Source organism: Chryseobacterium herbae (assembly GCF_025154075.1).
Lineage (GTDB): Bacteria > Bacteroidota > Bacteroidia > Flavobacteriales > Weeksellaceae > Chryseobacterium > Chryseobacterium herbae.
Map to the genome: position 1 here is coordinate 79,872 of NZ_JAOAMU010000004.1, position 23,328 is coordinate 103,199.

The window sequence follows — 23,328 nt, forward strand, 5'->3', positions numbered from 1 at the left end:
AACAATGCTTCAAATAAATATAACAATGTAACAGTTTAACAGTGTAGCAATTATTTTGCGGCATTGTTAAACTGGTACATTGATTTATTAGTACATTAAATACCCAATTCCATAATATTGATCACGAGAATTTCGGGATCGGGAAGCTGGGATGGGATGTTTAACATATTGTTTTGCATAATTTAAAAAAAAATTCTTTTATACCCTTCCTTATATGGGGCTATTATTATAATAATTCTGAAATTTAATGTTTGTAACAAAATCTTCTTCAATAGGAAAAACACTACAGTTGAATAATATATTATCCTTAGCAATACTATTGTCACATCGTAAATAAAGTCCACTTCTAACATTACTTATTTCATTACCAGATATTGTGACTTTTCCATCCAAAGATCTCCCAAAGGGAATAGAAGGAGTGGTTATATCAGTAACTATTCCATAATTATTTCCATTTCCGAAGATTAAATTATTTGAAATTACAAATCTCTTGGTCAAATCATTGACTATTTTAAATTCTTCTGCGGATTGTGGTGTATAACTTATAATAGAAATACCTACAAATTCATTCCCTTGAGTACTGGCTTTGAAATTATTATTACTAATTAATATATTCCCAAGTGGCGCGGTAAGTCTTGGTGTCTTTATTACTGTAGTACTGTTGACAACTGTAATTGTTGTTGAATAAGCATAATACTCTAAAACCGGACCGGACATATCTGAAGCATTATTATTCGATATATTCATTCCCATAATACTTCCGCCAATATTAACTGCAGTTCTTAAGTGGCTAAAAGTATTACTCAATATATTAATATTCTCCGCCACAACACTATCTTCCTGCGATTGTAAGCCTATACCGTAACTGTTTCCAATGACTCCTTCAATGATATTATTACATATAGAAATATTTTTGAAGGAATTTTCATAGGGATCTTTTACTACTCTTGCAGATGCATTAATAATACCACTGTCATTTGTTATCAACTGATGGATATAGTTATCACTAATAGTCGCATTTTTTTTTGTTCCATCAAATCTGATAGCACCCCAGGTTGTATTTCTGAAAATATTATTAGATATGATAAAATTATTCACGTTATCGTAAAAATCTATTGCGAAAAGCCTATGTTCCCCATCATTATTTCTCCCGCAATATTCAAAAACATTATTATTTACAAGGACAGATCCCCAATAACCACAGTCATGTCCTCCAATACCTGAAGGCATTTTTGCCGGATCGGGCAATAGTGGATTACCCTTTCCATCTCTTGGCGGCTCATTTTTAAATATATTATTCTCTATAATAAAATTGACCGATTGGCTTTGTCCAAAAACCAAATGCTCCATTCTGTACTTTTGATTCTGAACTCCACTTTCAAAATAATTATTATTAACCTTGATAACATCTCCCTCTCCTCTGCAGTCATAGATTGTAATAGCTCTTGTGTATAGATCATAAAAGTAACTATTACAAATTTCAAGATTGCTACAAAGAGTTATAAATATTCCTCCATTATAATCATTCGGGTAATCACTTACAGAATAAGTTTCTGTTATATTTCTTTTATTTTGATCAAACCTAATTCCATCTATTATAAAATTAGCACATGAATTAAAACTAAAATAATATCCAGGAAAACGGGTATTACTATTCGATTTAATTATTGTATGCTGTTTATCCCCTAAAAGTTTGAAACAGGAAAGGTTCTGAAACGTCAGCTGCCTGTTTACAATATATTCTCTTGCATCGAATCTCAGTGTTGCTCCTAAATAGGCAGCCATCTTAACAGCGGCTAAAATAATTTCCTCATCATTAGTATATCTTTTATTACATCTGTACCATTCAATATTAATAGTATTCTCTGTATAAATAGCTTTATAATGTTTACCATTTTCTTCTCTAAGAACAACATCATCAAGTAGACTTACACTAATTGGGGGTATTTCCTGATAACGGATAACTTCTCCGGTATTGTGAAATGTTTTAATAATAGTGGATTCCTCACATGTCGATGGAAATTTCTGGCTGTTGCAATTTGTCATAATAAATGTTTTGTGTTGATTATTGTAAATAAGATCATTAAAAAATGATACTGAAGCAAAACTAAGGGCTGCTAACGACAAAACTCGTCGTATCATTTATTACTTACCTAATGAAATCATTTATTTTAAAAATGACATTTTAACACTTAATGACATTTAAAATAATCAAACGGCTCCAGACAGTCTACGCATTGATAAGAGGCTTTACACAAGGTAGATCCGAATCTACTGATCTGTTTTGAGTTCATAGAGCCACAACGCGGACATTTTTTCGGTTTCCCGATGTGATGTTCGTCTGCTCCTTTTTCAGGAGGTGTGATTCCGTAAATACGAAGTTTTTCTCTCGCTTCATCCGTTAACCAGTCCGTCGTCCATATTGGAAACATTTTGGTTACCACTTTCGCATCCCAGCCGTTTTCCTTCATCAATTTAATAATATCTTCCTCAATGGTGAACATGGCAGGACAGGCAGAGTAAGTTGGGGTGATTGTCACTTCGCAAGTATTCTCGCCAGTCACTTTTGCCTCTCTTACAATACCTAATTCCACAACATTGATCACCGGAATTTCGGGATCGGGAACCTGGGATAGTATATTTAATAAATTATTCAAAATTTTAATCTAACAATTTAGCAGTGTATCAATATAACAATTCCTACCACGTACAGCCCGGGTAAGCTCTCTGCATATACTGAAGTTCGCAAAGAATAAATCCGAAGTATTCTGTGTGGTATCCTGTTCTTGATTTAGGCTGCATGAATGGATTTGCCGGATATTCCAATCCATATTCTGCAAAATCTTTTTGTGTGATGGCTAAGAATTCTTTGTATAATTCATCTCCATCCGGAGCGATATTTAAAGCAATTAAATCATCTTCTCCTTCCACTTTTGCAAATAAACCTTTTGAATATTCCCAGATATTGTCAAGTGATTTTACTAAACGTTCACGGCTTTCTTCTGTTCCCTGAGCGAAAATTTTCATCCATGAAGCAGCATGCGTGTAATGATATCTCACTTCTTTTAATGATTTCTGAGCCAATGCAGAAAGCTCTTCATCCGCAGAATTTGACAATGCCTCGTACATCAGTTTCTGATATACAGAGAATACATATACTTTAAGAATGGTCTGTGCATAATCTTCATTCGGAAGTTCAACCCAATGTGCGTTGACATATTCGTGCTCGTATCTTAAGAAGGCTAAATCGTCTTCACTTTTACCGTTATCAGCAACTCTTGATGCATACACATAAAAGTTATTGGCCTGGCCAAGTTCGTCCAATGCAATGTTTGTCAATGCAATATCTTCCTCTAAATAAGGACCTTCACCGCACCATGCAGACAGTCTTTGTCCCATAATGAAGCTGTCATCAGCAAACTTTAATAAATAATTATATAATGAATTCATTTTTTTAGCTTTTGGCTTTTGGCGTCTAGCTTCTGGCAAATTGCAAGAAGCTAACAGCCATCAGCTGTTTTACATGTTTTTTACATCATTAGGAATATCGTAGAATGTCGGGTGACGGTATAGTTTGTCATCTGCCGGATCAAAGAAAGCTTCCTTGTCTACTCCTTCTGAGGTCACGATATATTTACTTGGAACTACCCAAACGGAAGTTCCTTCTTTTCTTCTGGTGTAAACGTCTCTTGCGTTCTGCAAAGCCATCTCTGCTGTTGGCGCCTGTACTATTCCTGCGTGTTTGTGAGATAATCCCGGTTTAGTCTGAATAAACACTTCCCACATATCTAAATTTGCCATAGTCAAATTCTAAATTTAACAATGTATCAGTGTAACAGTTTACCAATTAAAGATTCCTTGCTTAGCTCAGAATGCCCCATTGATTGTTACATTTTTACATTGGTATATTGTTACATTATTATATTACTTCTTTTTGTTGTTTCTCTGCAAAAGCTATCGCCGCTTCTTTTACCCAAAGGTTTTCCTGCTGCGCTTTTACTTTGGTCTGTAATCTTTTCTTATTACAAGGTCCGTTTCCTTTTAAGATCTCCATAAATTCATCCCAAGGAAGTTCTCCGAAATCGTAGTGCTGTCTTTCTTCGTTCCATTTCAGATCTTTATCCGGCATGGTTAATCCCAAAAATTCAGCCTGAGAAACGGTAACGTCGATAAATCTCTGACGAAGACTGTCGTTACTTTCTCTTTTTACTCTGTAATTCATGGAGATTTTAGAGTTAGGCGAGCTGTCGTCATTCGGGCCAAACATCATTAAAGCCGGCCACCAGAAACGGTTTAGTGAAGCCTGAGCCATTTCTTTCTGCTGTTTCGTTCCACGGCAAAGTGCCATCAAAATTTCGTAGCCCTGTCTTTGGTGGAAAGATTCTTCTTTACAGATTTTCACCATCGCTCTTGAATAAGGACCGTAAGAATTCCCCATCAGCATCACCTGGTTCATAATGGCTGCACCATCTACCAACCAACCGATCGCACCGATATCTGCCCAGCTCAATGTAGGATAGTTGAAAATACTTGAGTATTTCGCTTTTCCTTCCAACATATCTTCGTAAGTGGCATCTCTGTCCGCTCTGATGGTTCCGTTTCCTAAAGTTTCGGTGGCAGAATACAGGTATAAACCGTGACCTGCTTCATCCTGAACTTTAGCTAAAAGAGCCATTTTTCTTCTCAATGAAGGTGCTCTTGAAACCCAGTTGGCTTCCGGCAGCATTCCGACAATTTCAGAATGTGCGTGCTGTGAAATCTGACGAACCAATAATTTTCTGTAATCATCGGGCATTACATCTTTTGGTTCTACTTTATTCTCGTCGTGAACGTATTGAACAAATTTTTCTAAATCCATAATTTTCAATTTAGCAATGTATCAGTTTAACAATGTACCAATGATTGTGACACTGGTAAATTATCAGATTGTTACATTAATTTTTACACATCATAATTAAGCATCACCACATTCGTTGTCGGGTGACATTGACACGTCAGAACATAGCCTCTGGCTACTTCATCTTCGGTAAGCGCGAAATTCTTCTCCATGAAAACTTCTCCTTCCAAAACCTGCGCTTTACACGTACAACAAACTCCTCCCTTACATGCGAAAGGTACCGGAAGATTGTCTTTTAATGCTTTATCTAAGATACTCTCTTTTTTAGAATTCAGGTGGAAAGAATATTCATCATCATCAATGATCACCGTTACCATACTTTCCAAATTGGCAATGGCTTTAAATTCATCACTCATTTCCTCGGAATTCTCTTCGTCAGGAGCAGTGAAATATTCAAATAAAACCTGAATGGCAGGTACTTTTTTATCTTTCTTTAAATAATCTGCGATCCCTTTGATCATTTCTGCAGGTCCACAAATAAAATAAGTGGCGTCCTTTACATCAATATCTGCATATCTTTCAAATAACTGCTCCAGTTTTTCAGCAGAAATTCTTCCTTCGAATACAGGATCTTCATGCTTTTCACGGCTTACCAGATAAATAACTTTCAGTCTGCCATTGAAGTGCTCTACCAATTTATCGATCTCAGCTCTTTTCATCACATGATTCATGCTTCTGTTGCTGTAGAAAAGATAAGCGCAGCTATTCGGCTCCTGGTAAAGACTTTCCTTAATATTCGATAAAACAGGGCTGATACCGCTGCCCGCTGCCAAACCTACATAGGTTTTCGCATTGGTAGGGTGATAAGAAGTATTGAAACCACCCATCGGAGGCATTACTTCCAGCAGCTCATCCATATGAAGATGCTCATTGAAATATCCTGAAACCTTTCCGCCTTCCAAAAGCTTTACCAGAACTTCCAGTGTATTGCTTTTTTCGCTCGGGGCGTTGCAGATAGAATAAGAACGTCTTTCTTCGTTCCCCTTGATCATCATACGGAAATTAAGATACTGTCCCTGCTTGAATCTGAATTTATCCTTCAGCTCCTCAGGAACTTCTACTGCCACGTTTACCGCATCAGGAGTATCTTTCTGAACCCTTACCGTTTTAAGTTTATAAAATGAATTCATTATTTTTTAAGTATTCTATTAATTTTTCCGCCTTCGCACTTGGGCAGGCTGTCCTGGGCATGAATTTTTACTTTCGTGGTAATTCCTACCCTCTTTTTTATTTCGTTTTCTATGTTTTTTCCAAAGTTGCCGACAAAATTAAAATAATCATCGGTATCAGCATCTATTTTTTGAGCTTTCACTAATTCATCATCAATTTCTACGTCGATATCCAATGCTACACACATCTGCTCTTTTTCAACCGGCGTAAGATAATAGTTTGGAACCACTCCTTTTACGTGTGAAAATGCTTCTTCGATCTGACTTGGATATACGTTGACCCCTCTTACGATCAGCATATCGTCTGCTCTTCCTTTGATGGGTCTCATTTTCACCATAGTTCTCTTCGCATTCTCATCATAGTAAAGACTTGTGATGTCATTCGTCCAATATCTTAAAAGCGGCATTGCTTTTTTCGTTAAAGTCGTAATCACCAAAACGCCTTCTTCTCCAAACGGAACCGGCTGTTTCGTCAGCGGATCCAATATTTCAGGATAAAAATGGTCTTCCCAAATGTAAGAACCTCCCTTCTCTTCAAAATCCTCCATGGATACTCCGGGACCGATGATCTCGCTTAATCCATAAATATTGGTGGCATGAAGGCCCAGTCTTTCTTCAATGTGACTTCTGATAATTTCTGTCCATGGCTCTGAACCTAAAACAGCGTATTTCAGACTGATCTCGTCTGCAGAAACTCCTCTTTTTGTAAATTCATCAGCAATCGTTAATGCATAAGACGGCGAGCAGCAGATTACTTCAGGTTTAAAATCTAAAATCAGATCTACCTGTCTGGCGGTCATTCCTCCTGAAATCGGAAGAACGCTCATTCCTAATTTTTCCGCTCCGTAATGAAGGCCTAATCCTCCGGTAAAAATTCCGTATCCGTAGGCATTGTGTAACTGCATTCCTGGTCTCGCTCCTGCTGCATATAATGATCTGGCGACTACTTCACTAAAAAGATCCACATCTTCTTTTGTGTAGCCCACTACTGTAGGTTTTCCTGTAGTTCCGCTGGAACAGTGAATTCTCTGCAGCTCATTTTTCGGAACGGTAAAAAGTCCAAATGGATAATGATCCCTCAGGTCCTGTTTGTAAGTAATCGGAAGTTTCGTGATATCTTCAATGGTCCTTATATCCTGTGGAGATATTCCTGATTCATTAAATTTCCCTCTATAAAATTCTGATCTCTCTTCAAGATAGCCGACCAAATCTGTCAACCGGTCAGACTGAAGCTGTCTCAACTGGTCGAGTTTTAAATATTCAACTGCAAAATCCATATCCTACTAACTAACATTTGTTAGGTGTAAATTTAAAAAGAATTTCAATGCTGACAAAATTTTTATGATTTTCGTCATATTTTGAATGATTCTAAATAACTGAATAGTGAGACAATGAGTTATTTCCGCTTTAAACAGTACAAATTATTAGGTTAAATGAGAAGGCTCCTTTATTTGAAACATTAAGATTTTTTAAGGAGTGAAGGAAAATTAAGCAAATATCAAAGGTATTTTTTAGGCTTGAATGTCAAAATTCTGCCGGAAGATTATTTTTTCACGATTAAAGTGTAAACTTTGTGCCCAAAAACTTTTGTGCCTTTTGTGGTAAAAATTATTGCTTTTGATTTCCTAGTAGTCCGTATAGAAGCTTAGCCCTTATTTCATCGGTAATTTCGGAGGTAGATTCCGTATTTCTTTTGAACCAGAAATAGGAATTATTAAGGGTATGAAGAATAAATCTTGTTGTAAAGGTCGGTGATTTTAGTTCCCAGCTTTCTGCTTGGAAGATCTCAGAAATTAACTGTTCTACCTCATCCTGATAGTTCTTCCTCAGTGCTATGAATTCGGGAAGCCTTTCTTCAAGATGCCTCCATTCATTGGAATAAATATGGGTAACGTCCCGGTTTTGGAGAACGACCGACAGGTGTTTGTCTAAAAATAAATTGAGCTTATCTTTTGGAGCAACATCTGTATTTTTTACTTCCTGGAGTTCATCAAAAAATTCCTGCGCAATGCCAAAGCAGATCCATTCCAGAATTTCTTCCTTCGAACGGATGTGAGCATACAGCGACGCAGCTTTGATATTAAGCTTTGTGGCCAGGTCTCTTACCGAGCTGCCCATATAACCCTTCTCTTTGAAAAGTTCTACGGCTACGTCTAAAATTTTCCTTTGTTTTTCTTTAAGTTCCATCTGTAAAATGCAAAAGTAATTATTCTGAGGTTAAAAAAATTAATTTAACACCATGATTTTAAACACAGAAGCGGGAGTTTTGCTAAACCACCCCGTCAAATCTTTGATTTACCATTCCTTCGGCGGAGGGGAATTTCAGGTTAAGTTTATATAAAGTAGTCGTTAAATGCAGAAGTTTCCACTTCTTTCCATTTTATGTTTTTCAGGAACCTGACGGTTTTTCCATTATTTCAAAGCAAATGTAAAGGAATCGGAAATTTTGTCAAGTTAATTTATCGTTAAAAATAAACAATCCGGAAATTTTGTCCATTTTTTTTGTAAATTTAATAATTGAACAGTTTTTGCGGTAAGCTAATCGATTAAATGATTAAATAACTGATGGCATTAAGAAACCGGGCCTCAAAATTCAGTTTCTTGATGTCTTTTTAAAGCTCAACCAACAACAAATTATTACAAAAAACATAAAAAATATGAACTTAAACCAATATACTGTAAAATCACAGGAAGCCATCCAGGCGGCACAGCAAACTGCTCTGGAATTCGGCAATCAAAGTATAGAACCACAACATATACTTGAAGGGATCTTTCAGGTAGATGAAAATATATCGTCTTTCTTATTAAAAAAATCTGAAGCAGATGCTACATTGGTCAGAGAGCGCAACCGTGAGAATATTGAAAAGCTTCCAAAAGTTGAGGGAGGGAATATTTACCTCTCCCAATCAGCGAACAAAGTATTGCTGGATGCTCCGAATGTTGCCAAGAAAATGGGCGACGAATATGTAACGATTGAACATTTATGGCTGACGTTACTGGAAACCGGTTCTGAAGTATCTAAAATGCTTAAGGATATGGGTGTGACTAAAAGTCTTCTGGAAGGTGCCATTAAAGAATTAAGAAAAGGAAGCAAAGCTACTTCTGCAAGTTCAGAAGAAACATATCAGTCCTTAAATAAATATGCTAAAAACTTTAATGAATTAGCAGCGGAAGGAAAACTGGATCCGGTGATCGGGCGTGATGAAGAAATCAGAAGAGTGCTTCAGATCCTTTCAAGAAGAACAAAAAACAATCCGATTCTTATCGGGGAACCGGGTGTAGGTAAAACAGCCATTGCTGAAGGTATTGCCCACCGAATTATTTCCGGAGATATTCCTGAAAACCTGATGGACAAAACGTTGTACTCACTGGATATGGGTGCCCTTATTGCCGGAGCCAAATATAAAGGTGAATTTGAAGAGCGTTTGAAATCCGTGGTGAATGAGGTGATCAAGTCTGAAGGCCAGATTATTCTTTTCATTGATGAGATCCACACTCTGGTAGGAGCCGGAGGAGGTGAAGGAGCCATGGATGCAGCCAATATCCTGAAACCTGCTTTAGCAAGAGGAGAATTAAGAGCAATCGGTGCCACTACTTTAAACGAATACCAAAAGTATTTTGAAAAAGATAAAGCACTGGAAAGACGTTTCCAGAAAGTGATGGTGGAAGAACCGGATACGGAATCAGCCATTTCTATTCTTCGTGGAATAAAAGATAAATATGAGGCTCACCATAAAGTAAGGATCAAAGATGAAGCGATCATTGCTGCGGTGGAAATGTCTCAGAGATATATTTCAGACCGTTTTTTACCGGATAAAGCGATTGACCTTATTGACGAAGCTTCAGCGAAGTTGAGAATGGAGATCAATTCCAAACCGGAAGAACTGGATGTGTTGGACAGAAAACTGATGCAGCTGGAAATTGAATTAGCAGCTATCTCAAGAGAAGGCAACCAAACCAAAATTGATCACTTGAAAGAGGATATCTCAAAAATTTCAGAAGAAAGAAATGAGATCAATGCCAAGTGGCTGAAGGAAAAACAAAAATCTGAGGATTTAACACAGATTAAAAAAGATATTGAATCTTTAAAACTGGAAGCAGAAAAAGCCTCAAGAGCAGGCGATTATGCTAAAGTTGCAGAAATTCAGTACGGAAAAATAAAAGAAAAAGAAGATGCTTTGCAGAAACTCGAACTGGAGATGCAAAACCATCAGAATGAATTAATTAAAGAAGAAGTAACTTCTGAAAACATCTCTGAAGTGATTGCGAAATGGACAGGAATTCCTGTTACCAAGCTTATCCAGTCCGAAAGAGAGAAGTTACTGAACCTGGAAGGTGAACTCCACCACCGTGTCGTGGGACAGGATGAAGCCATCGGAGCGGTTGCAGATGCGATCAGAAGAAACAGAGCCGGATTAAGTGATGATAAAAAACCCATCGGATCTTTCTTATTCTTAGGAACAACGGGTGTCGGTAAAACGGAGCTTGCTAAAGCCCTGGCAGAATATCTGTTTGATGATGAGAATAATATGACCCGAATCGATATGAGTGAATATCAGGAAAGACACAGTGTTTCCAGACTGGTAGGTGCTCCTCCGGGATATGTGGGTTATGATGAAGGTGGGCAGCTGACGGAAGCGGTAAGAAGAAGACCTTATTCTGTGGTTCTTCTGGATGAAATTGAAAAAGCGCATCCGGATGTTTTCAACACCTTACTTCAGGTATTGGATGACGGACGTCTGACAGATAATAAAGGACGTGTGGTGAATTTTAAAAATTCAATCATCATTATGACTTCCAATTTAGGTTCGCACCTGATTCAGGAAAATTTTGAGGACATCACCGAGGAAAACCAGGATCAGATCGTCAGCAAAACCAAGGATGAAGTTTTTGATCTGTTGAAACAAACACTACGTCCGGAATTCCTGAACAGAATTGATGAAGTGGTATTATTCCAGCCTTTAAGTAAAAAAGAGATCGGAAAAATTGTTCAGTTTCAGTTGAGAGGCTTTAATAATATGCTTGCTAAACGAAACATTATCATGACGGCCACTCAGGATGCGGTAGATTATCTGATGAATAAAGGATATGATCCTTCGTTCGGAGCGAGACCTCTGAAAAGAGTGATCCAACAGGAAGTTTTAAATAAATTATCCCGAGAGATTCTTGCAGGAACAGTAAATGACGGTGACAGAATCACTTTAGATTATTTCGAAGAAACCGGTTTGGTTTTCAGACCGGCAGATCAATAAAGTAGTTTTTTTCATATATATTATTTTTGTAAGTAAGTGGTGCAGCCCAATCTGCATCACTTATTTTTTTATTCCAAATTTTATCAAAAGGCAGTGATATATTTGTATATTTATAGAACCAAACAAATTAATAACTAAAACAAAATCAGCATGAAAAAGCTAAAAAGAAGCTCACTAAAAACCATTTTGGGAGGAAAAATTGACTGTCGATGTAACATATTTACGTACCCCGATGGCTCCACCAGCGGAACTTGTGCAACGGAACGTTGTTCACAGATCAACATTAATTGCGGACAGCTTGAATGTCGTCCTGGCCTTATTGATTAACCTAAAAAATCATCGTATGAAAAAGTTAAAGAGAAATGATTTAAAGAAAATCAACGGTAGTGGTACGGCGATCATTACAGAATGCGACATTGATATGAACTGCCCGATTGGACTCTGCTGTTCGAACGGAAATATCTGCAGGGATCCAAAAAGATATCCTTGCATCTAATCACACAGGCCGGAGATTTTTTCTCCGGTTTTTTTTTGCTTTTAACATCAATTATTATTTTTCGAGGAATTTCAAAGATATAGTCTATCAATTTTATATATTAATATAATGGTTAAAATATTTCAATAAAACAAATATTTTAACGAATAATTTAAATCTCATAAAAATATTGATTTAACAATAAATAACGTTAAAATACCACATAATAATCAATCAATACATATTTTTCATACATTTGTGATACATTTAAACCACAAACCATTTATATTATGAAAAAAGCAGTATTAGGAGTATTGATTACTCTTTTCGTATCGTGTAACAACGAATCCGAGAATCTAGGCTCGGAAAACACAACCCCGGACCAACCTGCCATGGCAGACAAATCAGCAGCGATTTGCGGCTCGGACTTAGTAAGACAAAAATTCCTTTCAGAGAACCCTGATGCAGCACAGCGTATGCTTCAGATCGAAAATAACACCGCAGATTATATTGAGCAAAAGAAAATAGGCAAAGTACTTCCTGACGGCAGCGTAGAAATCCCGGTAATTTTCAATGTTTTATACACCAATTCAACGAATAATGTATCTGATGCAAGAATCAATTCTCAGATCGACGTACTGAACAAAGCTTTTGCTTCAACTCATGCTAATGTTTCTAATATTCCGGCTGCATTTCAGCCTGTGAATGCCGGAGATACGAAGATCAAATTCAGACTGGCTCAGATCAACAGAAAATCTACAACTACTTCCAACTGGGCTCCTAATGATAATATGAAAAAAACCTCAACAGGAGGAATCAATGCTACAGATCCTGCTAAATACCTGAACATCTGGGTCGTAAACTACATGCCATACCAAACCGGATATGTACTTGGATATGCTACTTTCCCCGAATCTGCAGGTCTTTGGAATGACGGAGTTGTCATGATGGACGAATATGTAGGTGAAGGCGGACCGGTAGCCACTCACAATAAAGGAAGAGTAACGGTACATGAAGTAGGACACTACCTTAACCTTAGACATATCTGGGGTGATGCTAACTGTGGAAATGACCTTGTAGACGATACTCCACAACAGATCACCAACCACAGAGGCGTGCCTTCTTATCCTAAAATGGAAACATGCGGCGGAGTATCCCGTTCTACCATGTTCATGAACTATATGGATTATTCTGATGAAACGACCTTATTCATGTTCACAAAAAAACAAAACGACAGAATGCAGGCTGCCGTCTCTGCTAACGGTCCAAGAGCCGGATTGAGATTATTATAAAGATAACAACCATACAAACCATAAGGTCCTCAAATTATTTGGGGACTTTATGGTTTTATAGTCTAATTTGCAATCCGTAAAAACACGGAAAATTAAGGGGAAAAAACACATACTACTTAACATAAAAAATTACGAAATTTGCACTACTAACTAACATTCTTTTATAAAACTAACGTTATGAAAACAAAACCTACTTTAGAGGACGGAACCCTTGAAGCCGTTTCTGGAACAAACACCATTGCTTCAGAGCTTGTACAGAAATTGATTTCCAACTACAGAGACAACCAGATGCAGGCCGTAAATAAAGAATTGGGAATCACCGACTCCCACGCCATATGGTTTGACCTTCCTAAGTTGAAAAAATTTATTGCGTGCATAGAAAATGAGGCAGCCAAAGTGAATCCTGATGTTTCTGAAACTGATCTGGGCATTAGATTTTACTATGCAGCCTATCCAAAAGCGGAAGACTGGGGCATTATGGAAAACCATCCGGTAGAAAGAGAATATGCAGAGAGACACACCCTGGTCATGATCCCTACCCTGAAAAAGGCAGATGAAAACGGTGAAATGCTTGACTACGACTTTTGCCCTTTAAATAGTGGAAGATCTCTCGCTATGGCATCAAAAGGTGACGGTGATGACGATACATTTCCACCAGATACTATTGCAGAAAATCACGGGACATTATCTCCGCCACACGATACAAAAGTTGAACAGTTTCCTAATTAATAATATATTTTCACCCGATAAGAAACATGACTGATTTTCAGAAGATACTTCAGGAATCCCTAATATGGATAGAAGGACTTGCTGCCTTAATATCCATTATTTACTATAACCGTGGTAATACGGACAGATATTGGAAGTATTTTTCTTTTTATCTTATTCTTATGTTTTTGTGTGAAGTAATGGGAAAATGGGGCCATCATCTGATAGAGTATGATAAGCCCAAGTTTTTCAATTATTTTGTCATTCCTGTTGAGTTTCTTTTCTTTTACTGGCTCTATGCCGCCAAATCATTGGAAAGGCCTAAACTTTTCTATACCTTATCAGGACTGTATTTATTATCATTTTTGCCCAGTGAAATATTCTTTACCACGAAAAAGATTATTTTCTCTTTCAACTATACATTTGGATGCCTTATGCTCATGATACTGGTGATCATGGAGTACTACAAACAGATTAATTCAACTGAAATTTTAAACTTCAGCAGAAATAAAATGTTTTATATTAATTTAGGGGTAACTTTATTTTATATCGGAACTCTGCCTTTCTGGACATTTTTCAGTCTTCTGGCTAAGTATAAAGAATTGTGGGATATGTACTTCAATTATTTTCTGATCACCGGAATTACAATGTATCTTTTATTCTCAATTTCATTCATATGGGGAAAACGGAGCTCATAATAACCATCATTCTATTCAACATCTTCTTTGTGCTGTTTGTAGCTGCCGTCATGGTATACATCAGAAAGTACAAGCAGAGGAAGAGAGAGTATATGAATGAAATTGAAGTAAAAAATGAAATTCACAAGCGTGAAATTCTGGCTACCCAGCTTGAAATTCAGCAGGCAACGATGCAGCAGATCGGGCGTGAACTTCACGATAATATCGGCCAGAAACTGACATTGGTAAGCCTTTATACCCAACAGCTCCTCTACGAAAACCGGGTTCCTGAGGTAAGCGAAAGAATCGATCAGGTTTCGCAGATTATCAACCAGTCTCTGCAGGATTTGAGAAGCCTTTCAAAAACACTGACAGATGACAACATCAACCAAAAGGAAATTGTAACTTTGATCCAGGAAGAGGTAGACAATACCAATACATTTAAGAGATGCCATGTCACTTTTGAACATAATTTTAAGCAGCTCGACCTCGGATTTGTCCACAAAAATGTCCTGCTCAGGATTACACAGGAGTTTATTCAGAACAGCATCAAACATGCGCACTGTAAAAATATCTTCATCAATCTGAATACTTCGGACGACATTCTTTGGGAACTCAACCTTAAAGATGACGGCATAGGATTCGACAGCACGAAAATAAAATCCAACGGTATTGGCCTGACCAATATGAAAAACAGAGCGGCAATCATAGGTGCCGACTACAGTCTGGAAAGCAAGGAAAATACCGGAACCACCCTCAATATTATTTTAAAAAAACAGCCATGAAAAAAACAATAGTGATTGTTGACGACCACGTTCTTATCGCTAAAGCATTAGAAGGAATCATTGGAAATTTCAGTGATTTTGAAGTGATCTACGTATGTGAAAACGGGAAAGATCTGATTGAAAAATTTGAAAATAACGGCAAAATCCCGGATATCATTCTGCTGGATATCAGTATGCCGATCATGGATGGCTTTGAAACCGCTGCATGGCTGACTAAGAATCATCCGGACATCAAAGTAATGGCACTGAGCATGCAGGGCGACGACAACAGCGTGATCAAGATGATTAAAAACGGAGCAAAAGGATATCTGCTGAAAAACACCCATCCCAAAGACCTGGAAACGGCCTTAACAAAATTGAATTCAGACGGTTTTTTCTATCCTGAATGGGCCTCAAAAATCATTTTCTCCAACCTTAACAAGGACAAGGAAACGGAAAACGCCATAAGAATCTCAGACCGTGAAAGAGAATTCCTGAAATACACCGTCACAGAATTGAGTTATAAGGAAATTGCAGACAGAATGTGCTGCAGTCCGAGAACAGTAGAAAGCTACCGTGACCAGCTTTGTGATAAATTAGATTTGAAAACGCGTGTAGGATTGGCTGTATTTGCTATTAAAAACGGTTTTGCAGGTTAACAAAAAGAGACTGTAATTAAAAATATCAATTAATTAGAATATTTTATTTAATTATTTGAATCAACGTAAACGATAAAAAAGTAAATAATTAAAATTTAACAAAAACAGTAAAAACATACATTATATTCACTAATCGTAATCAATAATTAACAGTTAACCGATAACCGGCTGGTTTTTTTTGCATCATATTTTTTTATAATATAATTTTGGAACGCAAACCATAACAATATATTATGAAAAATTTACTCTTTGGAGCTCTATTACTCAGCTTCATGTCTGCCTGCAACAGCGACAACATTGCTAACCAGGAAGACCTATCCCAAGATCCGGGTATACCATCCGGTACTACCGCTTTGAAAAGAAGCTGTCCTTCTGATCTGATCAGACAGGAAAGACTTAAAAATAATCCGGCATTAAGGGCTAAATTTGAAGCAAATGAATTACAGACTGAAAAATTTTCAAGAGACCTAGCAATGGGTAAAGTACTCGCAGACGGAACGGTTGAAATCCCGGTTATCTTCAATGTTATCTATAATACGACTGCCCAGAATATTTCTGATGCAAGAATCGCAGAACAAATCGCTGTATTGAATGCAGATTACAGTGCTACTAATTCTGATATCGGCGACATCCCTACAGAATTCCAACCTGCCGCTGCCGGCAATGTAAAAATAAGCTTTAAATTAGTAAAAATCAACCGCAAACAAAGTTCAAAGACAGCATGGAAATCTACAGTGGATGAAATGAAATACTCAGCTAATGGAGGAATCGACGCTACAGATACTACCAAAAATCTGAATATCTGGGTCGTGAATTCTATTCTGGACAACAAGAATAAGCCCGGAACACTGGGATATGCTTACTATCCGGAGGATGCAGGATTAGAGGATGACGGGGTTGTTTTAGACTACCGTTATGTAGGGAAAACAGGCGCTACCTTTCCTTATAATTTAGGAAGAACCGCTACCCATGAAGTAGGCCACTATTTAAATCTTCCTCACCTTTGGGGATCATCCGACAATGGCTGTGAGACAGACTTCTCTGCTGACACTCCCGCTTCTCCCGGCCCTAACTTTGATGAACCAAGCTATCCTCTATATGCAGTTTGCGGAGGGATAAACCGCTCTCAAATGTTTATGAATTATATGGATTACGTAGATGACAGAGCTATGTGCATGTTCTCTGCCAACCAAAAAACAAGAATGCGGGCTGTAGTAGCAACAAATGGTCCAAGAGCCGGATTAAGATAACATATTAATTAATTTTACCCATAATAGCCTGAATCTTCTATTCAGGCTTTTTGTTTTATAGTGAACCAGATTTATCACCACATCGATAAGATTCAAAAGCATTCATCAGAAAACCACCGTCACAGAACTAATTTTCAAGGAAATTGCAGGTGGATTGAAAAGTGAAATTTATACTTAAAAATATAAATCATTTTGAACAATTTGCATAATTATTTTCAACAAAAACAAATTAAGAGATAAAATAATTAGACACACATTAGTGATTTGATTAAAATTCAACTAAACAACAAAAAACATACATAATATTCAACAACAACAACTATTAAATGAAAAATATTTAAATATTTTTCAAAATATCTTGTTTATTAATTTTTTATAATATAAATTTGAAGACCAAACCATTAATAATTTATATATGAAAAAGCTATTATTTGGAGCTCTTGTCCTGAGCTTCATGTCCGCCTGTAACAATGATACTATTTCCAATCAGGAGGATGCATCACAGGATCCCGGGACTGCTTCCGGTATGACTGCATCAAAAAGAGCCTGCCCTTCTGATCTCATAAGAGAAAAAGCGCTGAAAAGCGATCCTGCATTAAGGGCCAGATTCGAAGCTAACGAATTACAATCTGAAAATTTTTTAAGAGATCTTTCTATGGGTAAAGTACTTGCAGACGGAACCGTTGAAATCCCTGTTGTTTTCAATGTAATCTACAATACTTCTTCCCAAAATGTTTCTGATGCAAGAATCGCAGAACAAATTGCAGTACTGAATGCAGATTACGGTGCTACCAATTCCGACATCAATAAAATACCTGCAGCGTTTCAACCTTCTGCTGCCGGCAATGTAAAAATCAGCTTCAAGCTGGTAGCCACCAACCGTAAGCAAAGCACAAAAACAGGCTGGAGATCTGATCTTGAAGAAATGAAAAAATCAACTACCGGCGGTATTAATGCTACTGACCCTACAAAAAATATGAATATCTGGGTTGTTAATTCTATCCTTGACGAGGATAGCCAGCCTGGAACATTAGGATACGCTTACTATCCTGAATCTGCAGGATTATGGTATGACGGTCTTGTAATAGGCTATCAATACATAGGAAAAACAGGTGCTTCTGCTCCGTTTAATTTAGGAAGAACAGTTACACACGAAGTAGGTCACTATTTAAACTTACCTCACCTGTGGGGATCGTCTAATACAGGTTGTCAGACAGATTATTCTAATGACACGCCAGCTTCTCCTGGTCCTAACTTTGGAACTCCATCATATCCTTTAAACAAAGTTTGCGGAGGAGTGAGCCGCTCTCAGATGTTTATGAATTATATGGATTATGTGGATGACAAAGCTATGTTTATGTTCTCTGCGAACCAAAAAACAAGAATGCAGGCTGTAGTGGCTGCAGCTGGTCCAAGAGCTGGATTAAGATAATACACACCAAATTAACTTTACATAAAAAGAGCCTGGATTTTACATTCAGGCTCTTTATTATTGTACAGATCAAATAATTCGAAATTAGAAATATTTAACTCAATATTTTTTGTTTTATAATGCTCTTGTGTTATTATCCGGCGTATAATCCATAAAGATATCTCCGTCTAAAGTCACAGATTTCACTTTCTTTTTAATAGGAACGGTAAGATCTGTCTGCTTCTGGTTTTTCTCCCAGATTCCGGGTGAGAAATGAAGCTTTTCCACGGATCCGTCTTCGTAATTAAGTACGGCATCAAAAGGAATTGCAAATCCGCCTACATTATCTACATTCACGGTAAGAAGGTCGTTAAGCTGTGAGGCACCGGCAACTTTTAAATCAATATAATTGTTGGTATAAAACCAGTTTTGAAAGAACCAGTTCAGATTTTTCCCTGAACCTGTATTCATTGAATTAAAATAATCCCACGGCACAGGATGTTTTCCATTCCAGTTATCCATATAATGAAGAAGCGCTTTTTTAAACAGATCGTCTCCTAAATAATCTTTCAATGCAAGATAAGACAGGGATGCTTTTACATAAGAATTGTTTCCGTATCCCGCACCACTTACCTGAGTACTCATCGTAATAACCGGCTGATCCTGTTCGGCAGAAGGATCTTTGATCCACTTTTTAACGCGGAAGTTTTTATAGAATTCTTTCGCTGCATCTTCACCGTTTTCATCAATTCCGATCAGGTATTCAAGAGTCGTCGCCCAACCTTCGTCCATAAAAGCATAACGGGTTTCATTAATTCCCATATAAAAAGGGAAATAAGTATGGGCAATCTCATGATCTGCCGTAAGCCTTGCATCACGAAGATCATCAGGAATACTGGTATCGTTGATCATCATTGGATATTCCATATCTGCATATCCCTGAATAGCAGTCATCACATTATAAGGATATTCCACGCCCGGCCATTTCTTTGAAAACCAGTCCATATTATAACGCATCCACTCTACATACTGTTCAAAATCTTTTGCTCCTGTTTTATAGGCTGACTGAACACTTGCTCTTTTTGATTTCAACTGAACACTTGCTGCGTCCCAAACATAATGGTTGCTTAGTGCAAAACAGAAATCCGTGATATGATTCGCTTTGAATTTCCAAACATTCCATTTATTAGGCTTGGTTACTTTTCCGGACCTCATCTCCTGCTCGGAAGCAATTTGTATTACTTTATCGCTTTTAATGGAAGCTTTGTATCTTTTTAAATATTCCGGCTGAAGTACGGCATCCGGGTTCAAAAAATCTCCTGTAGCCCAAACCACGAAATTTTTCGGAGCAGAGATGGTAAAGTTATAATCATTAAAGTCGTTATAAAACTCCTGTCTGTCCGAATGAGGAAGCATATCCCAACCATTGTAATCATCGTACACCGAAATTCTAGGGAAAGAATAAGCTACATAAAAAGTTTCGGGATCTATCTGACCTTCCCTTCCGCTCTGAACGGAAAGTGGATATTCCCACTCTATTTTGATCTCTGTTTTAGATCCGGCTTTAAGGGATTTATTCAGTTTTACTTTTTCTACCGTTCCCCAGTCATCGCTGTTTACGGCATATTTTTCGCCGTTTACCACGAACGATTTGATATGAAGACCTGAAGACAGGAAATCTTTAGACACCGTTCCTGATCTCGGTGACTGCGGTTTGTGGAGGTTATTCACAAATCTGATGGCCAGTTCAGGAAGTTCGTCCGGGCTGTTATTAGTATAGGTGATGGTTTCTTTTCCTGAAACAGTCTTCGTTCCGGCATCCACTTTTACATCAACATTATAAATTCCTTTATTCTGCCAATAGTTTTTGCCTGGCGCACCGGAAATATCCCGGGTACCTTTTTCATAGGCTTTTTTAATATTCCTCGGCATATAAAGCTCCTGCGCAGAAATTTGCTGCATCAAAACAGTCACTGCCAGAGCATAAAGAAATCGTTTCATATCTCTAATTTTTAAAAATAAGTATCAAAATTAGCGAAAATGTAACACCGGGCAGTCATTTCTTTTATAATAATGTTTTATAGCTATTAATTTTTTATTTTTTTAAAGATTTCAGATATGAGACTTCAGATTTCAGACATCGTCACACTCATCACTTGCGGCAACAAAATATTGATTTACAACAACTTGATCTTTATTTAATCTTTCCGGACTGACAGATTTCAAAATTCGAATCTCATAACTCAAAAACGCTCCCACTCTCCCACCCCGTAACACGAAACCCGATCACAATCTATCCTGTTCATCCGTCTTCTTAATCGTTTTAGCATTCTTCACCGCCTGGTTCCCAAAATTAAATTTCAGTGAAAGCGTAAATCCCTGCGTATCTCCATAATCCAGAAAGTAATTGTCCTGATTGGCATATTTCGTACTAATCTTCTGTCCCATGGTTCTGAAGATATCATTGACAATAAATGAGGCTTCCAGTTTTTTATTAAAGAATTTACGGTTCATCACAAAATAAGCAGACCATGCGCTGGAGATCGTAAAAGTTCCCTGTATTCCAGGTGAATAATATTTGTGTCCCACCTCCATTTTCCAGTCATTGCTTTTATCTAAAGTAACAGCTGTTGAAACATTCGATACCCAGTTCCACACTTTATTTTTATACAGGAGATCATCCATTCCTTTGAAATAATTTTCGTTGTGTTCCAGATTTTCAGAAAGGATAAGTGTCCACCACGGTTTGATCTGGAAACTTTTGTACAGACTTGCTCCAAAAGCCTGTCCTTTTTCAATATTGGTGAAATAGTAAATCAGATTGTTCGTACTTGGTTCCTGAAATGAAATTTCCATAGACGGATAAATCTCTTTCCGGTAATACAGATCCAGATTCCAGCCTTTCCACGAATACGTAAGATTCAGATTGTGAATGATGGTCGCTTTCAGTTTTGGATCTCCCTGATAATAGGAAAATAAATTATAGTACGATTTCGCCGGATTCAGCCATGAATAAGAAGGTCTGCTGATCCTTTTGCCATAAGAGAACCCGAATTCATGCTTGCTTTCGGTCGTATATTGTGCATAAAATGTAGGAAAGAGGTTCCAATAATTGTTCTTATTTCGCTCATAAGGTTCGGAAACTACACCTTCCAGGTCTGTCATTTCTGCACGGAGGCCTCCTTTAAAATTCCACTTTCCGAGATTGTAGGCCAGTGAAGAATAGACTGCAAAATTATGCTCTTTGTAATCAAACAGACTGCTTTTCTCAGGACGCAATTGCAGAATTCCGTTTTCGTTGTCTGAAAAATCCAGTCCGCTCATTGTTTTCACAAAACTGTATTTCACTCCGGATTCCACCTCCAGCTTTTTATCTTTCCACTGATAATCGGCCTGTGTGGAATATAATTTGACATCGGCTTTATTTTGGGTAAAGAAATTATCATCCTTGGGTGTCTCACCTGCAAAATTCAGATGGGTAAGCACATTCTGGTATTTATCCACATTGTTTCCTGTAAAATAACTGATCCATGAAAGACTGCTTTTCTTATTCAATTTTCGGTCGATCTGAAAACTCAGTGAATTATTGATCGTTCTGGACTGATGATCATTAATGGTGGTATAATCGGACTCAGCCATATTCTGACTGTTGTAGATCAATGTAGGCACCACATAAGTTCCAAAAGATTTCGGACTGAAGAATCCTGAGTAATTCAGACTCAGATTCGTCAGGCTGTCAATTTCATATTCCGCATTGAAGTTGAGAGTATTCTGTGCATTATTTTTATCTTTCCGGTTCATGGTACTCACCCATCTGGTCTGGCTTTCCTGGTAATTGACGTAATCAGTCCCCTCACGGTAATAGGTTCCGAAACCTCTGTAATAGCTCCCCATTAATGAAAGTTTATCCTTTTTGTAATATTGGGACACGCCTGTTACTCCTTTTGCATATTGGGTCTGAACGTATTTTGAGGAAACAATCCCGCGGTAACCTTCAATCTTATTTTTCTTCATGACGATATTCAGGACTGCGCTGCCGGAGGCTTCATATTTTGCAGGCGGATTGGTAATCACTTCTACCGATTTGATTTCATCTCCCTGTGTATTTTCAAGAAAGTTTTTGAGCTCATCTCCGGTCAGCATTACTTTTTTATCATTGATGGTCACCAAAATCCCCGTACCTCCTTTGATGGCAATCACATCATTGTTGATCGTTACATTGGGCGTTTTCTTTAAGATTTCCCATGCGTTTAGTGAAGAGACATTACTGTTTTCCACATTGAATTCCAGGCGGTCTACTTTTCTAGTGACTACCGGTTTCTGCTTGGTCATTACGACGGCTTCTATTTCCTGAGTTTCTTTGTTAAGGATGATTTTTAAAAATTCATTCCCTTTTTGCAGATCCACTATTTTTTCAAACGGAGCATAATCTGTTTTTTTGACGGCTATTTTTATGGAATCACCCGAGATCCCTTCTACACTGAAATAACCGTTCTGATCAGTTTTCAGTGTTTTGATCAGTTCATTTTTTAAATTATAAACGGTGATATCCGCGGAAGATATTTTGCTACTCCCGGTATCCGTCACTGAACCTTTAATAATCTTCGTCTGGGCCGACAGCATTATTGGAAACAGCAGTAAAAGAAAAACTTTATACATAATTGATTCTGAAAAGCATGGATGTGACTCTGCTTTCCGGTTCAAAATTCAGTATTTACAGAGAGAATTTCGGTTAATGGAAGGTTAATGATGGGTTAATGCCAGCAAGGGGAAG

General features: G+C 37.5%; 19 protein-coding genes. 9 read left to right on the forward strand and 10 right to left on the reverse strand.

Annotated features, from left to right (window positions below; genetic code table 11):
• Positions 1-210: 210 nt before the first annotated feature.
• The 8 genes from N0B48_RS13460 to N0B48_RS13495 all read right to left on the reverse strand — a co-directional run bounded on the left by N0B48_RS13460 (position 211) and on the right by N0B48_RS13495 (position 8,253).
• Positions 211-2,046 (reverse strand): hypothetical protein, encoded by a 1,836-nt coding sequence (locus N0B48_RS13460; RefSeq protein WP_259839303.1) that lies wholly within the window; start codon positions 2,044-2,046, stop codon positions 211-213.
• A gap of 146 nt (positions 2,047-2,192) precedes the next feature.
• Complete coding sequence (gene paaD / locus N0B48_RS13465; RefSeq protein ID WP_259839304.1) at positions 2,193-2,657, reverse strand: 1,2-phenylacetyl-CoA epoxidase subunit PaaD; 465 nt, start codon at positions 2,655-2,657, stop codon at positions 2,193-2,195.
• A gap of 43 nt (positions 2,658-2,700) precedes the next feature.
• Positions 2,701-3,489 (reverse strand): 1,2-phenylacetyl-CoA epoxidase subunit PaaC, encoded by a 789-nt coding sequence (gene paaC / locus N0B48_RS13470; protein ID WP_259839305.1) that lies wholly within the window; start codon positions 3,487-3,489, stop codon positions 2,701-2,703.
• Positions 3,490-3,519: 30 nt separating this feature from the next.
• Complete coding sequence (gene paaB / locus N0B48_RS13475; protein ID WP_034725794.1) at positions 3,520-3,801, reverse strand: 1,2-phenylacetyl-CoA epoxidase subunit PaaB; 282 nt, start codon at positions 3,799-3,801, stop codon at positions 3,520-3,522.
• 118 nt (positions 3,802-3,919) lie between these two features.
• The gene (gene paaA / locus N0B48_RS13480) at positions 3,920-4,858 is read right to left on the reverse strand and encodes a 1,2-phenylacetyl-CoA epoxidase subunit PaaA (protein ID WP_259839306.1); all 939 of its coding nucleotides are present in this window, start codon (positions 4,856-4,858) and stop codon (positions 3,920-3,922) included.
• 83 nt (positions 4,859-4,941) lie between these two features.
• Positions 4,942-6,027, reverse strand: coding sequence for a 2Fe-2S iron-sulfur cluster-binding protein (locus N0B48_RS13485; protein WP_259839307.1), 1,086 nt, complete (start codon positions 6,025-6,027; stop codon positions 4,942-4,944).
• Positions 6,027-7,343 carry a phenylacetate--CoA ligase family protein gene (locus N0B48_RS13490; RefSeq protein WP_259839308.1) on the reverse strand — a complete coding sequence of 439 codons (1,317 nt, stop codon included), beginning with the start codon at positions 7,341-7,343 and terminating at the stop codon, positions 6,027-6,029. Before N0B48_RS13490 ends, N0B48_RS13485 begins: the two co-directional genes overlap by 1 nt.
• A 331-nt stretch (positions 7,344-7,674) precedes the next feature.
• Positions 7,675-8,253, reverse strand: coding sequence for a TetR/AcrR family transcriptional regulator (locus N0B48_RS13495; RefSeq protein ID WP_259839309.1), 579 nt, complete (start codon positions 8,251-8,253; stop codon positions 7,675-7,677).
• 470 nt (positions 8,254-8,723) lie between these two features.
• Between N0B48_RS13495 and clpB the strand changes: the two genes are divergently transcribed.
• From clpB to N0B48_RS13540, 9 genes are all read left to right on the forward strand, one after another.
• Entirely contained in the window at positions 8,724-11,318 is a 2,595-nt protein-coding gene (clpB, locus tag N0B48_RS13500; RefSeq protein WP_259839310.1) for an ATP-dependent chaperone ClpB, read from the forward strand.
• Positions 11,319-11,661: 343 nt separating this feature from the next.
• Positions 11,662-11,814, forward strand: a complete 153-nt coding sequence (locus tag N0B48_RS13505; protein WP_259839311.1) for a hypothetical protein — start codon at positions 11,662-11,664, stop codon at positions 11,812-11,814.
• A gap of 269 nt (positions 11,815-12,083) precedes the next feature.
• Positions 12,084-13,085, forward strand: coding sequence for a zinc metalloprotease (locus N0B48_RS13510; RefSeq protein ID WP_259839312.1), 1,002 nt, complete (start codon positions 12,084-12,086; stop codon positions 13,083-13,085).
• Positions 13,086-13,262: 177 nt separating this feature from the next.
• A complete protein-coding gene (locus N0B48_RS13515) occupies positions 13,263-13,814 on the forward strand; it encodes a hypothetical protein (RefSeq protein WP_259839313.1) in 552 nt (183 codons plus the stop codon).
• Positions 13,815-13,840: 26 nt separating this feature from the next.
• Positions 13,841-14,491, forward strand: coding sequence for a hypothetical protein (locus tag N0B48_RS13520; protein ID WP_259839314.1), 651 nt, complete (start codon positions 13,841-13,843; stop codon positions 14,489-14,491).
• On the forward strand, positions 14,470-15,255 hold the full coding sequence (locus tag N0B48_RS13525) for a sensor histidine kinase (protein ID WP_259839315.1): 786 nt from the start codon (positions 14,470-14,472) through the stop codon (positions 15,253-15,255). The genes N0B48_RS13520 and N0B48_RS13525 overlap by 22 nt, the downstream gene beginning before the upstream one ends.
• Complete coding sequence (locus N0B48_RS13530) at positions 15,252-15,893, forward strand: response regulator transcription factor (RefSeq protein WP_259839316.1); 642 nt, start codon at positions 15,252-15,254, stop codon at positions 15,891-15,893. Before N0B48_RS13525 ends, N0B48_RS13530 begins: the two co-directional genes overlap by 4 nt.
• A 233-nt stretch (positions 15,894-16,126) precedes the next feature.
• Positions 16,127-17,143: a zinc metalloprotease gene (locus N0B48_RS13535; RefSeq protein WP_259839317.1), complete on the forward strand. Its 1,017-nt coding sequence runs from the start codon at positions 16,127-16,129 to the stop codon at positions 17,141-17,143.
• A 415-nt stretch (positions 17,144-17,558) separates the two neighbouring features.
• Complete coding sequence (locus N0B48_RS13540; protein ID WP_259839318.1) at positions 17,559-18,575, forward strand: zinc metalloprotease; 1,017 nt, start codon at positions 17,559-17,561, stop codon at positions 18,573-18,575.
• A gap of 114 nt (positions 18,576-18,689) precedes the next feature.
• On the opposite strand, the gene N0B48_RS13545 is transcribed toward N0B48_RS13540, so the two are convergent.
• Both N0B48_RS13545 and N0B48_RS13550 read right to left on the reverse strand, forming a co-directional pair.
• Entirely contained in the window at positions 18,690-20,555 is a 1,866-nt protein-coding gene (locus N0B48_RS13545) for a M1 family metallopeptidase (protein WP_259839319.1), read from the reverse strand.
• Positions 20,556-20,840: 285 nt separating this feature from the next.
• Positions 20,841-23,213: an outer membrane beta-barrel protein gene (locus N0B48_RS13550; RefSeq protein WP_259839320.1), complete on the reverse strand. Its 2,373-nt coding sequence runs from the start codon at positions 23,211-23,213 to the stop codon at positions 20,841-20,843.
• Positions 23,214-23,328 lie beyond the last annotated feature (115 nt).